At 67.8% G+C, this 12,592-nt stretch carries 9 protein-coding genes; 1 reads left to right on the top strand and 8 read right to left on the bottom strand.

The features are described from left to right. Positions 1–19: 19 nt before the first annotated feature. Positions 20–373, bottom strand: a complete 354-nt coding sequence (locus V5A19_RS09495; RefSeq protein WP_332319330.1) for a hypothetical protein — start codon at positions 371–373, stop codon at positions 20–22. 398 nt (positions 374–771) lie between these two features. On the opposite strand from V5A19_RS09495, the gene V5A19_RS09490 reads away from it, so the two are divergent. Continuing rightward, positions 772–1,137, top strand: a complete 366-nt coding sequence (locus V5A19_RS09490) for a hypothetical protein (protein ID WP_332327770.1) — start codon at positions 772–774, stop codon at positions 1,135–1,137. A gap of 166 nt (positions 1,138–1,303) precedes the next feature. Here V5A19_RS09490 and recQ read toward each other — a convergent pair whose 3' ends face one another. The 7 genes from recQ to V5A19_RS09455 form a co-directional block, all read right to left on the bottom strand. After that, the gene (gene recQ, locus V5A19_RS09485; protein ID WP_443081449.1) at positions 1,304–3,145 is read right to left on the bottom strand and encodes a DNA helicase RecQ; all 1,842 of its coding nucleotides are present in this window, start codon (positions 3,143–3,145) and stop codon (positions 1,304–1,306) included. Positions 3,146–3,232: 87 nt separating this feature from the next. Then, the gene (locus tag V5A19_RS09480; RefSeq protein WP_332319328.1) at positions 3,233–4,300 is read right to left on the bottom strand and encodes a glycerol-3-phosphate dehydrogenase/oxidase; all 1,068 of its coding nucleotides are present in this window, start codon (positions 4,298–4,300) and stop codon (positions 3,233–3,235) included. Next, positions 4,297–4,974 carry a glycerophosphodiester phosphodiesterase gene (locus tag V5A19_RS09475; protein ID WP_332319327.1) on the bottom strand — a complete coding sequence of 226 codons (678 nt, stop codon included), beginning with the start codon at positions 4,972–4,974 and terminating at the stop codon, positions 4,297–4,299. The genes V5A19_RS09480 and V5A19_RS09475 overlap by 4 nt, the downstream gene beginning before the upstream one ends. 298 nt (positions 4,975–5,272) lie before the next feature. Next, a complete protein-coding gene (parC, locus tag V5A19_RS09470; protein ID WP_332319326.1) occupies positions 5,273–7,570 on the bottom strand; it encodes a DNA topoisomerase IV subunit A in 2,298 nt (765 codons plus the stop codon). A gap of 56 nt (positions 7,571–7,626) precedes the next feature. Continuing rightward, positions 7,627–8,280, bottom strand: coding sequence for a hypothetical protein (locus V5A19_RS09465; protein ID WP_332319325.1), 654 nt, complete (start codon positions 8,278–8,280; stop codon positions 7,627–7,629). 36 nt (positions 8,281–8,316) lie between these two features. Further along, on the bottom strand, positions 8,317–10,299 hold the full coding sequence (locus V5A19_RS09460; protein ID WP_332319324.1) for a DNA topoisomerase IV subunit B: 1,983 nt from the start codon (positions 10,297–10,299) through the stop codon (positions 8,317–8,319). A gap of 256 nt (positions 10,300–10,555) precedes the next feature. Then, positions 10,556–12,196, bottom strand: coding sequence for a mucoidy inhibitor MuiA family protein (locus V5A19_RS09455; protein ID WP_332319323.1), 1,641 nt, complete (start codon positions 12,194–12,196; stop codon positions 10,556–10,558). Between the last annotated feature and the right edge of the window lie 396 nt (positions 12,197–12,592).

Below are 12,592 nucleotides of genomic sequence, written 5' to 3'. Positions count from 1 at the left end.
TAGACGGCACTCGGCATCACTACCCCATGCTCTCGTGCAGCTCCTGCCACTTGGCGCGGGAGGTGATCTTGGTCTCCCGTGGCTCCAGTCCCTCGTAAAGACGCACGGCGTACAGGGCACCGGTCTCGGGATCGGCGTGGCGCTCCACCACCTTCCGGGTCACGTCCTTGCCCACCTCCCATTCGGTCTGGGACGGCCCCTGGACAGCGTCGAGCATGTGCACCGGCACCCGGTCCAGACGCACGACGCCGTAGCCCGCCTCGCGCAGGCGCTCGATGCGCTCGGGGCTTAGCTTCTTGGTTCTGCGATGGCCCGCCTCGTCGACGACAATCGCCTCGATGCGGCTCCCGAACAACCGTTGCCAAAGACCCATGGATGCCTCGTCCGGTATAGCGGGGGGGAAAGCGCATCCCCATGGTACGCCACCGACTGCCTGACCCGGGAGCCCCGCTGGCCATTGGCGGGCGTCCCCGGGAGGAGACAGGGGCTGGGGCCATCTCCCAACAGCCACCCCATCCGGGCTAAAAGCCCATCATTACGGGGCCTTAACCCTTTCTCGAGCGAAAAGGTCGCCTTGCCCGTGGAGCTAGCCCACCCTTTTGGGCCCGGGTTTTGCCCGTTTCAGGCCCCGATTGTTGGGGAACGGGGACAGTCAATGCGGGGGAGACCCCCTGAATACCCAACAAGCTATTGGTTTTTATTAATTTTTCTAAAAGGCACGCAGTTTGCTTATAGGGTGGGGAGCCGTACCTATCCATCAGGAGTCGACCCGTGACTTCCCGGCCCGACCAGTCCCGCGACGTTGCCATGCTGGTGACCATCTATATGAACGGTATGCCCTTCGCCATGTGCATGGCGGAAAGGATCAGCCTGTCGGGCATGGTGATCCAACTAAGTCCCTGGGCGCTGTACCCCGAAAGCATCTCGGAGGTGGCGTTCACCCGGGAAACCGAACGGGGAACCGAGCGCCACCGGGCGGCGGTGGTACTCGACGAGGTTAGGGACAACCGGGCCCGGCTGCTCTTCCACTCCATGGACTCCCAGGCCCTTGAGGCCTTGATCAATCTCCTCGCCGATGACGGCCGGACCGACGAGGACGAGCCGGATAACCCCGCCTCCCTGCCCAGGATAAACTGAGGGAGACCCGGCCCAGACCCCCCTGCCGCCCCGTAAACCACTTGCCACAGCCGCGGGCAGCTGGGAACTGTGGCAGTGATCGGGTCGGGACCGCTTGGGCCGCCGGGCCTCCCGTCCAAACAAGCGACAGGCCCGCCGGCTACGCCCCCTCGGCAGCGGCCCCAGCCTATCCCGGCCCCCCCGCAATCCTACCCGCGGCGGAATCAGGGTGCTCGCCCTCGTAAAAGGCGATGGCGGCGAGCAGGTCGTCGCCGTACTTGTCCCGCTTGTGCTCGCCGATGCCGTGGACCCCGAGAAGCTCTTCGGGGGTTTGCGGCCGGCGCCGCACCAGATCGGTCAAGGTGCGATCCCCCGCCACCACGTAGGGCGGCACCCCCTCCGCCTCGGCGATCCGCCGGCGCACCCCGCGCAAGTGCTCGAACAGGCCGGGATCGGCGGCCTCGGCCGCCGCCGGCTGCTGCGCCGGCTCCGCCGCGGCCGGGGCGGTATCGGTCCGCGGCCGCGCCAGGTGGAGCACCTCCTCGCCCCGCAATAGGGGGCGGGCCGCTTCCGTGAGCTTGAGTACCGAAAAGTTGGCAATGTCCTGGATCAGATAGCCCCGGTGGATCAGCTGGCGCAGCAGGGACTCCCAGTCCGCCGCCGAACGGTCGGTACCCAGGCCGAAAGTGGAGAGCTTGTGGTGGCCCAGCTGGCGCAGGCGCTCGCTGGACGAGCCACGCAGGACAGCGATGACATGGCGCATGCCGAAGCGCTGCCCCACGCGGTAGACGCAGGACAGCGCTTTCTGGGCGTCGACGGTGGCATCGAAGCGTTCGGGCGGGTCGTCGCAGACGTCGCAATGGCCGCAGTCGGCGGCCACACTCTCGCCGAAATAGCCCAGAAGAACGCGCCGGCGGCAGGTGAGGCTCTCGGCCAGGGCCACCATGGCGTCCAGCTTGTGGCGCTCGATCCGCTTCTGGGCCTCGTTGTCGCCGTTTTCGATGAGGCTCCGTACCGTTGCCACGTCCTGGCCGCCGTACAGCAGAAGCGCTTCGGCGGGCAGGCCGTCGCGGCCGGCACGGCCGGTCTCCTGATAATAGCCTTCGATGCTCTTGGGCAGATCAAAGTGCACCACGAAGCGCACGTTGGGCTTGTCGATGCCCATGCCGAAGGCGACGGTGGCCACCACCACCTCCAGCTCATCGCGCAGGAAGGCCTCCTGCACCTCGCGCCGGCGCTCCCCGGAAAGGCCGGCGTGGTAGGCGGCGGCACGGTGGCCGGCAGCGATCAGGTCCTCGGCCACCTTCTCCACCCGCTTGCGCGAAAGGCAGTAGACGATGCCGGCCTCGCCGCGGTGGCGGCTCAAAAACCCCGCCAGCTGCTTGGCCGGCTTGCGCTTCTCGGCCACCGCGTAGCGGATGTTGGGGCGGTCGAACCCAGCCACGTGGACCTCGGCGCGGTCCAGGGCGAGGTGGTGCTGGATATCGACGCGGGTTTGGGGATCGGCCGTGGCGGTGAGGGCGATCAGGGGCACCTGGGGGAAGTGGCGGCGCAGGCCGCCCAAGCGCACGTACTCGGGACGGAAATCGTGGCCCCACTGGGACACGCAATGGGCCTCGTCCACGGCGAACAGGGCCAGGTCCACCTCGGCCAGGCGGTCGAGGAAGCCGTCGCTCATCAGCCGCTCGGGGGCGATGTAGAGCAGGTCCAGGTCACCGCGGTGGAGCCGGGCCAGCACGTCGCGGGCCTCGTCGGGCTCCAGGCCCGAGTTGTAGCAGGCGGCCGCCACGCCGTTGGCGCGCAGGGCGTCCACCTGATCCTTCATCAGCGAGATCAGCGGCGAGACCACGATGCCCACGCCCCGACGGTGCTGGCCCGGGATCTGGTAGCACAGGGATTTGCCGCCGCCGGTGGGCATGACCACAAAGGCATCGCCGCCGGCCACCAGGTGCTCGATGATGGCCCGCTGGTGGGGACGGAAGGCATCGAAGCCGTAGACGCGCCGGAGGGTGTCGTCGATGGCGGCGATGGGTGGTCCCTTTTGACGGCGTTGGCTGGCGCCCCCCGATTCTACCTGCCCGGCCCCGGTGAGGGGAGGCCGTCCCGCCCCCCTCGGCTAAGCCTTGAGGGCCTGGGCCACCTTCTCACCCAGCCGGCGGGCGGTGGTCCACTTGCCCCCGTAGACGGTGACCAGCCGGCCGCGGCGCTCCAGCTTGTATTCGCGGCTGACCCTGGAGGGATCCTCGCTGGAGCGGATCAGGGGCCGGACGCCGGCGAAGGCCTCGACGATGTCGCCCGCCCCGCGCTGCTCGCGGAAGTAATGGTTGTGGGCCTCGAGCAGGTAGTCCCGCTCCGCCTCGCTGCAGGCAAGGGGCTGGTCCAGATCCTGGCGTACCTCGGTGGTGCCCACCAGCGTCCGGCCCTGGTAAGGCAGGCTAAAAAAGGCCCGACCATCGCGCGGCGATTCCAGCAGGAAGCCGGCGCCGGGCTCGCCCTCGAACAGGAGGTGGCTGCCGCGGATGAGGTCCAGATGGTAGCCGCAGGGGACGCCGCTGCGCTCATTGAGGGCCTCGGCCCACGGCCCGGCGACATTGGCCACGGCGTCGAACCGATAGCTGCCGGCCTCGGTGACCACATTGCCTTCGGTGTCCACCCGCTCCACCGCCTCGTCCTCATGAATGGCCCCGCCCAGGCTGCGCACCTGGTCGGCCACCCACAAGCCCAGCCGGTAATCGTCCATCTGGCCGTCATAGAAGGCGTAGCCGCCCTTGAGCCCCGTGGCATCGAGGTCCGCGGCCAACTCGGTGAGCTCCCCGGGCCCGAGCCATTGATGGCTGCCGATGCGATCCCGCCCGGCCAAGCGGTCGTACAGCCACAGGCCGGCCTTGAGCTTCCAGCGGGGGCGGCTGGAAGTCCGATAGACCGGCACCACCAACCGCAGGGGATGGGTCAGATCGGGGGCCTGGCGGAGCCACCAGTTGCGCTCCTGCAGTGACTCGTACACCAGCCGGACCTGGCCGTGCTCCAGATAGCGCAGGCCGCCGTGGAGGAGCTTGGTGGAGGCACTGGAGGTCTCGCCCATGAGGCCGTCGCGCTCGAACAGGGTGACCTCGTGGCCCGCCTGGGTGAGCGCCCAGGCGCTGGCCAGGCCGTTGATGCCCCCGCCGATTATAGCCGCCTTCATGCCGGCCCCACTTCACCGTGGCCCCGACCCAGGGCCAGCTCCGGCTGGTCCATGATGACCCCCGCTACCGGCGATTCCTCGGCCCAGCGCAGGTCAGCCGGAGTGTGCAGGTTGTACAGGATGTTGGCCATGCCGGCCTTGCCGGCCGCCTCCAGGAGGGTCCGGTCCACGAAGTCCAGATTCCAGACGCACCAGTCCAGCGGCCGGGCCGACCACTCCCCGAGGAAGGCGCGCATGCTAACGGGCCGATGGTTGATAATGAGCCCGAGGGGATGGCGCAGGCGCTCGGCGTGGTCGTGGATGATGTCATGGAAGAAGGAGGACACCACCAGATTGGAATGGTCCCGGGCTTCCGGAACGGCTGCCAGTGGCTCCACCAGGTCCGGGGCCTTGAGCTCCAGATTCCAGAGCAGCCCCGGCCAGCGCGCCAGAACCTCCCCGAGCTCCGGGACCTCGTGGCCCTCCGCCGCTTCCAGGTCGGCGTGGGCAACCTCGGCCACCGGCTCCCCGGTGGCGCACAGACGGTCGTGATACAGGACAAGCCGCCCGTCCCGGGTGCGACGAACATCCGTCTCGATGCCGTCCACCCCAAGGCCCACAACGGCCTCGAAGGCCTCCCAGGTGTTCTCGGTAAAGCCCTCCCGCATCACGCCGCGGTGGCCAAGGACCAGCATAGGCGCTCCTGTGCCCTGTCCGGCAACCTCTCCGACCTGCCAGGTTTGTCCGCATGAGCAACGACCGTCGCGGTTGGTGGCCCGAGCGGAATCGGCTACATTGATCAACCGTCCCTATCCACAATCTGCTATCGGTTCTTGGGCCGGCCTGGCCAGCCGCTGGTTCGGAAGGGGGAGCTGCCTGCCAGTCGCCCAACGACGGAGGCGAGCTTCGGCCCGAAACCATGGCGAGCGACTGGCCCCACCCGGCCAGTGGGCCATGTAGCAGCCAGCAGTGGTCCAGTCCGTTAGGCGGGATCTAGAGACGCTTTTTCACCACCCCTGCCGGAACCTGTCGGCCCCGGCTGCCGCGCCTGCGAACGTAGGCCGCCAGGTCTTCGCCCGCCAAGGTCACGGTCTTGTCGCCCTTGCCCGGCAACTCCAGAGCTTCGGCAAAGGTAACCCCCCGCGCCAGCCTCTCGCCGGCCTTCAGATCGATGAGCTTGACCCCCTTTCCGGCGGCCAGCTCCTTCATCTCCTCGATACCGAACACGGCCAGATAGCCCGAGTCGGTGACCGCCGCGATGTGCTGGATCCCTGCGGGCACCGCACGGGGCGGAAGCAGGGCAGCGCCGTCGAGGCCCTTCACCACGTGCTTGCCGGTCTTGTTGCGGCCGAGCAGGTCTTGGAAGCGCACCATGAAGCCGTAGCCGGCGTCGGTGGCAAGCAGGAAGCGATCCTCGGGGTCCCCGGCTACCATGCCGGCGAGCTCACCCCCGTTGCGCAGCTCCACCAACGAGCTCACCGGGGTCCCAAAGCCCTTGCCACCGGGGGCCTCGTTGGCGGAGACGGTGTAGGCACGGCCGCCGGCGTCGAAAACCACTACCTGCCGGGTGGTGCGGGTCTCCACCACGGCCATCTCGCGGTCGCCGTCCTTGTACGGCAGCGAGGACAGATCCAGGTTATGGCCCTGTCGAGAGCGGATGAAGCCCTTGGCGGACAGCACCACCGTCACCGGCTCATCCACCATCGGGGCCTCGGTGGCGGCCGGCTCGGCAGGCTCGATCAGGGTCCGGCGGACGTCGCCGTGGGCTTTGATGTCTTCTTCCAGCTCGGTGATGATGCGCTCGGTCATGGCCTCGGGCTCCGTCAGGCGGTGCTCCAGCTCCGCCTTTTCCGAGCGCAGGTCGCCCAGTTCCTGGTCGATCCGGATGCTGTCCAGCTTGGTCAGGCGCCGCAGGGGGATGTCGAGGACATCATTGGCCTGGATGTCGGAGAGCTCGAACGCCTCGATTAGGGCGTCCTTGGCCTCGCTGTCGTCCTCGCTGGCGCGGACGATGGCGATGACCCGGTCGATGTCGAGCAGGACGGCCTGGCGGCCCTCCAGGATGTGGATGCGGTGGTCCACCTTGCCCAGCCGGTGCCGGGTGCGCCGGGTCACCGTGTCGCGGCGGAAGGCCGTCCAGCTGGCAAGGACGTCGCGCAGGGGCATTTCCTTGGGCCGGCCGTCGGTGTCGATGAAGGTGAAGCTGACCTTCTTGCGCACCTCCAGGCTGGTCTGGCCCAGCAGAAAGCCGGTCAGTTCGGCCTCGGTCACCCGCCGGCTCTTGGGCGCCACCACCAGGCGCACGGGCCCGGTGTCCTGGCCGGCCTGGTTGGAGATTTCCCCCACCAGAGACAGGGTGCGCTTTTGCTGCGCCTTCTGCTCGGCGTTGATGTCCTTCCGGCCCTTCTTGGGCTGGGGATTGGCCAGGGCGTCGATCTCGGCCAGCACGTCCTCGGCGGAGACGTTGGGGGGCAGCTCGGTGATGGCCACCTGCCAGTCACCGCCGGCGAGCTGCTCCACCGACCAGCGGGCACGCACGGTTAGGCTGCCGCTGCCGGCCTCGTAGATGGCCCTGACCGTCTCGGCGGCGGCGCAGATCTGGCCGCCCTGGGGAAAGTCCGGCCCCTGCAGGTCCGCCATGAGCTCGGCGGTAGTGACCTCCGCATTGCGGTACAGGCGGACGGCGGCGCGGCCGGCCTCGGCCAGATTGTGGGAGGGCACGTCGGTGGCTAGGCCCACGGCGATGCCGGGCTGCTCGTTGAGCAGGGGCATGGGCACCCGCGCCGGCAGCACCTCGGGCTCGGTTTCGGCGCCGTCGTAGTTGGCCAGGAAATCCACCGTGCCCTGGTCGGTCTCGGCCAGAAGCAGGTCGGAGAAGGGCGTCAGCCGGGCCTCGGTGTAGCGCATGGCGGCAGGGTTGTCGCCGTCCACGGTGCCGAAGTTGCCCTGGCCGTCCACCAGGGGATGGCGCATGGCGAAGGGTTGGGCCATGCGTACCAGGGCGTCGTAGGCGGCCTGGTCGCCGTGGGGATGGAACTTGCCGATGACCTCGCCCACCACCCGGGCGGACTTCTTGTGGTCGTGGTTGGCGCCTAGGCCCAGCCGGTGCATGGCGTAAAGCACCCGGCGCTGCACCGGTTTGAGACCGTCGCGAACGTCGGGTATAGCGCGGCCCTTGACCACGGAGAGGGCGTATTCCAGATAGCTCTTGCCCAGGTGGTTGCGGAGGTTGATCCAGTCCTCACCCTCGTTGCCCTCCCGGGCCTCGCCGAACTGCGAGAGGTCACCCATGCTTTATCACTACCTCGAACGGATCCATGACTTTATTCATAAAGAGTGTTTGCCAACTAGGCTTTTTTACCATAAGCGTTCCACAGCAAAACCGCGCCCCACACCAAGGCCAAGACCATTAAAAACCGTCCGATATTCATGGACAAGGCCGCGAGCGCCCCGTCGTAGGCCAACAATCCGGTTTCGCCCAGGATAAACTCCCAATCGTGGAACCCGTAGGGAGATGTTTTCCCGGTATTGCCGCCCAACAACGGCAATTGCCCCGCCCTGGCATCAGCTATATAGGGCGCTATATCGATAAAGTTTTGCCCCAACCACCACAGGCAGACACTCGCCCCGAACGTGTCTCCCCGCTGCCACAAAAGCGCAACGCCGGCGACCATCGGCATCAACAGCTGGCCGAGGGTTCCTCCCAGGGATTCCACCCATTCTCCCAGGGGGGAGAACAGGATGTGACCGAATTCATGGAAGGGGGTGTTAACGTAGCTCAAAGCCCCCGAATTCCAGCCCAGCTCGGCGACGCTGGCACTGACATAAGTCCATCCCCAGACCCCGAGCCCCAGCCAGAGCGCCGCATAAAGCAGCCAGAAATCGCGAACGCTCGCGATCGGCACAAAAAGGGTCTTTGCCCGCTCTCCCCAGGTTGGATCAAAGCTGATTGCGTCCCGATGGTCGGGTCGGGTTGAGGAGCCCGCTTCTTTTTCCCGCATCGCAGTGGCCTCTTTACCTCGGGGCTTCGGGGCTTCCTAGATATCCGCCTCGACCTGGTTGCCTGCGGCCTCGATCCAGGCTCGCCGGGCCGCCCGCTCCTTGGTGGACAGGCAGCGGTTGGCCGCGGCCCAGGTCTCCTCGATCTCCTCCGGCGCCACGAACAGCGGCAGCACCCGCCGGGTGTCCGGCGACAGGCAGGTCTCCCACAGCTGGTCGGGATTCATCTCCCCTAGGCCCTTGAAGCGGTTGGTCCGGACCTTGTCCGTGGCCACCCCTTCGTCGGCCAGCTTCTGAAAGGTGGCGTCGCGCTCGGCCTCGTCCAGGACGTAGACCTTCTGGGCCGGGCGGTTCTTGCCCTGACCCGGGATATCCAGCCGATAAAGCGGGGGGTAGGCCACGAACAGGTGGCCGCGCTCGATGACCTTGGGGAAGTGGCGCAGGAACAGCCCGATCAGCAGGGTCTGGATGTGGGCGCCGTCCACATCGGCGTCGGCCAGGATGACGATCTTGCCGTAGCGCAGCTGGGAAAGATCCGGCTCGTCATTGGGTCCGTGCGGGTCAACGCCGATGGACACGGCCAGGTCGTGGACCTCGCGGTTGGCGTAGAGCTCGCCGGCGTCTACTTCCCAGGTGTTGAGGACTTTGCCCCGCAGTGGCAGCACCGCCTGGTAGTCGCGGTCGCGAGCCTGCTTGGCGCTACCGCCGGCGGAATCGCCCTCCACCACGAACAGCTCGGTGGCCGCCGGGTCGCTGGCCTCGCAGTCGGTGAGCTTGCCCGGCAAGGTGGCCAGCCCAGAGGCCTTCCGCTTCTCCGCCTTCTTGTTCTTGTTGAGCCGCTCGCGGGCGGCCGAAACCGCCTGCTCCACGATGGCCTTGCCGGCATCGGGGTTCTGGGCCAGCCACAGCTCGAAGCGGTCCTTGAACATGACGCTAATCAGCTTGACCGCCTCGCGGGACGTCAGCCGCTCCTTCACCTGGCCCTGGAACTGCGGGTCCAGCAGCTTGGCGCTGAGGATGAAGCAGGCACCGGCCCAAACGTCCTCGGGGGTTAGCTTCTTGATGCCCCGGGGCAGCAGGTTGTGGTGATCGGCGAAGGCGCGCAGGGCCTCGGTGGCGCCGTTGCGCAGGCCGTTGACGTGGGTGCCGCCCTGGGCTGTGGGGATGAGGTTGACAAAGGACTCGCCCACTCCGACGCCGTCGCCCACCCAGGCCACGGCCCAATCGGCGCCCTCGCCGGGGTGGAAATCGACGCCATCGCGCTCGCCGTAGAAGCGGCCGTCGGTGTAGATGGGGCTGACGGTGTCCCGGTCGTCCAGCAGCTCGGCCAAATACTCGGTCATGCCCTGCTCGTACTGCCACGCCTCCGCGGTGGTCTCGCCGTCCGCCGTTTCCTGGACCAGCTCCACCCTCAGACCCGGCAGCAGCACCGCCTTGGAGCGCAACAGCCGCTGTAGCGCGGCGTTGTTGAAGCGCGGGCTCTCGAAGTAGCGGCTATCCGGCCACACCCGCAGGGCGGTGCCGGTATCCTTCTTCTGAGTGGTTCCAGTCTCGGTCAGCGGCTCGACCACCTCGCCCCCGGCGAAGGCCATGCGGTGGGCCCGGCCGTCGCGCTTGACCGTGACCTCCAGGCGCTCGCCTAGGGCGTTGGTCACCGCCACCCCCACCCCGTGCAGGCCGCCGGAGAAGGCGTAGGCGTGGTTGCCGTCCTTGCGGAACTTGCCGCCGGAGTGCAGCGAGGTAAGGATCACCTCGATGGCCGGCTTGGCCTTGGTGGGGTGGGGCTCTACCGGGATGCCGCGGCCGTCGTCGGCCACGGAGGCGGAGCCGTCGGCGTGGAGCGTGACCCGGATCCAGGCGGCGTGGCCGCCCAGGGCCTCGTCGGCGGCGTTGTCGATGGCCTCCTGGAGGATGTGGGTAGGCGAGCCGGTGTCGGTGTACATGCCCGGGCGCACCCGGACGGGGTCCAGCCCCTCGAGGACCTCGATGTCCTCGGCGGAATAGCCGGTCTGGCTTGCCATGCGGCGCTCCGAAAAAAGCCTAGGGAAAACGTTGCCCGGTAGGAAACCAGGGATGGGCGCAAATGCAAGGGGAAAAACCTCGCGGCCAACAGGGCTCCTCGTTGCTCCCCGGAGGGGAGCCGGTGCAGGGCCATCGGGTTCCCGGGAGCCGCTAGGCCGGGCCCGCCGGGAGCTTATCCGGTCGACGTGGCCCAAGGGTCGTCGCGCGGTTACCGTTTCCCGACGGCTCGCCAGGTGGCAAATGCCGGTTTAGGGATTAAATACCGGACAGTTCCCGCTCGCCGGGGTAGGTCACCTTGAAACCGATGGGTAGATCCCGCTGCTCCTGGGACCCGAGTTCCCAGTGCCAAGCCAGGACACCCGGCTTGTCATCCACGCCCCGAACATCAGGGGCGGGAGTGCGCGCGGTAAGGGCGACCTCGATGGCGTCATCCTGGGGCTCCGGGATGCGGTAGCGGACCACCACGCGGGCGGGGGTGTCACGGTGGTTGGTCACACCGACGCGGTACTGGCGAGTAATTCGCCGGTCGCCGGTGAACCAGCCGGCATCCCCCTCCCGGTCCCGGGCTGCGCTGTGGCTCACCTCGATGCGCGGGTCTACGCCGAAGGCCAAGGTACGCTTCTCTCCGGGCCGCCAGCGGTCGAGCTCGATTTCGCCCACGAAGGCACCGTCCCGGTAGCGGGTGAGGCCGCCGGACGACAGCGGCGCATCGCCGTCCCACTCGGTTGCGGCCACTAGCCAGCCTCGCTCGGCCTTTTGAGGCCGTACCCGTGTCTCCAGGTCAACGTCCAAAAGCTCGTCGGCCACCGAATAGGTCCGAGAGGTGTTGTCGGCGGCGAGATCGACCGGGTCAGGCAGGGTGTGCCGAGTGGTGAAGCCGGTGTCGGTGGTAGCCATTTGGTCCTTTCCGGCACGGCCCGGGGTGGACGCGCCCCGGGGCATCCGGGCCATCTCGGCGGTATCCTTTTCCTGCATGGGTTTGGGCCCCGGCCGAAACCGGACCCACCACGGGGCCAAGGCCTCAGGCTCGCCCCTACGGGGGGAGGCCGTGGTAAGGGTCAGGGCCACGTCGGTCCAGTCCTCGCCGGTTTTCTGGCGCACCTGCATGCGGCGCTTTAGGGTTAGCTCCGCGGCCTCGGTATCGAGACGGGCGGTGTAGGTCGGCTTCCAGGATGCCCCGGTAACGCGATAGCGAACGGCGATCCGGGCCTCGGTGCTCCCGCCGTCGTTTGGGACAGAAACGCGCACCTGGGCTTTGACCACCTCCTGATCCCCGGTGCCCTTGTCGGCAAGCTCCTGGCGCAAGGCCTCGAGCTCGTCCTCAATGTCGGTCTTCATGGCCTTCAAGGCGCGGCGGTCCTCCCGGGTCTGCTTCGCCCCCTCCCCGACGGCATTCCAGAGCTCGGTCAGCTTGTCGGGCGAGCCCGCCTGGGACAGGAGGGCCTCGCCGGCCCTCTGGGGCAAATCGGCAACGCCCTCGATGAAGCCCAGCTGAGTCTGCAGGGCCGCGATCCGGTTGGCCAGCGACGCCTTGCGGCTCTCGATCTCCTCGATCCTTTCCTTGAGCTCACGCTCGCGGGCCGCAGTCAAGGCAGGCCGTGTCCGGCGCTCGGCATCGACCCCGATGATGCGTAAGCCCTGCCCGGCCTCAATCGTCGCCTGCAGGCTCCCTTTGCGGACGGTGCCGGGCAGCGCAGGCAGAGCCAGGCTATGGCGCCCCGGTTCGATGGGGGCTGTTACCTGGCGCTCGACCGTGGCCAGGTTGCCGGGATGGATGGTGACCGCCTCAATAGGCCAGGCCTGGGATTCGGGGCCAGCAGCACCCGCGGCCGCAGGGCTTGGTAGGACCGTTATAAGGGCTGCCACCGCATTGGCGCCGTAAAATCGGTGAGACATGGGAGGCGTCTCCGGGTTTGGGGGCGGACCAACCGGGGCCTAAATAAGCCGTGCTGGGGCCTCCCTTTCAGATTGTCCATGAGGTTCCGCCCAAGAATGCTGGAGATGGGCATGCCGCATCAACGGGCAGAACAGCCCAGCTTGTCCTCCAACCCCGGCCGGCCGACCCATGCGCGTCTTGGGGAAACGCAGCAGCCGACGCCTTTTGCCCCCGCACGCCGAACAATGGTGATCCCCGCCGGCCCTGCCTGCCATGCGGCTAGCGCCCTGGCTGCTCCAGGCCGCCTCCTGGCTACCCGGCCACCTCCGGCCACGAGCGGGGCTAGTCCCCGCTAGCCGCAGGGCTTTCCCCGCCTTCGGCCAGGGCCTTCTGCACCGCCGCCATCAGTCGCTCGT

It is taken from the genome of Thiohalorhabdus sp. (assembly GCF_036628635.1).
GTDB lineage: Bacteria > Pseudomonadota > Gammaproteobacteria > Thiohalorhabdales > Thiohalorhabdaceae > Thiohalorhabdus.
The sequence above is the reverse complement of the archived record's forward strand: the minus strand, read 5'-3'. Positions and strand labels throughout refer to the sequence as shown.

Bases quoted from the DNA above. Each gene is read 5' to 3' on its own strand.
- V5A19_RS09495 (WP_332319330.1), bottom strand. From the start codon at position 373: ATGGGTCTTTGGCAACGGTTGTTCGGGAGCCGCATCGAGGCGATTGTC.
- V5A19_RS09480 (WP_332319328.1), bottom strand. From the start codon at position 4,300: ATGAAGGCGGCTATAATCGGCGGGGGCATCAACGGCCTGGCCAGCGCC.
- V5A19_RS09475 (WP_332319327.1), bottom strand. From the start codon at position 4,974: ATGCTGGTCCTTGGCCACCGCGGCGTGATGCGGGAGGGCTTTACCGAG.
- parC (WP_332319326.1), bottom strand. From the start codon at position 7,570: ATGGGTGACCTCTCGCAGTTCGGCGAGGCCCGGGAGGGCAACGAGGGT.
- V5A19_RS09465 (WP_332319325.1), bottom strand. From the start codon at position 8,280: ATGCGGGAAAAAGAAGCGGGCTCCTCAACCCGACCCGACCATCGGGAC.
- V5A19_RS09460 (WP_332319324.1), bottom strand. From the start codon at position 10,299: ATGGCAAGCCAGACCGGCTATTCCGCCGAGGACATCGAGGTCCTCGAG.
- V5A19_RS09455 (WP_332319323.1), bottom strand. From the start codon at position 12,196: ATGTCTCACCGATTTTACGGCGCCAATGCGGTGGCAGCCCTTATAACG.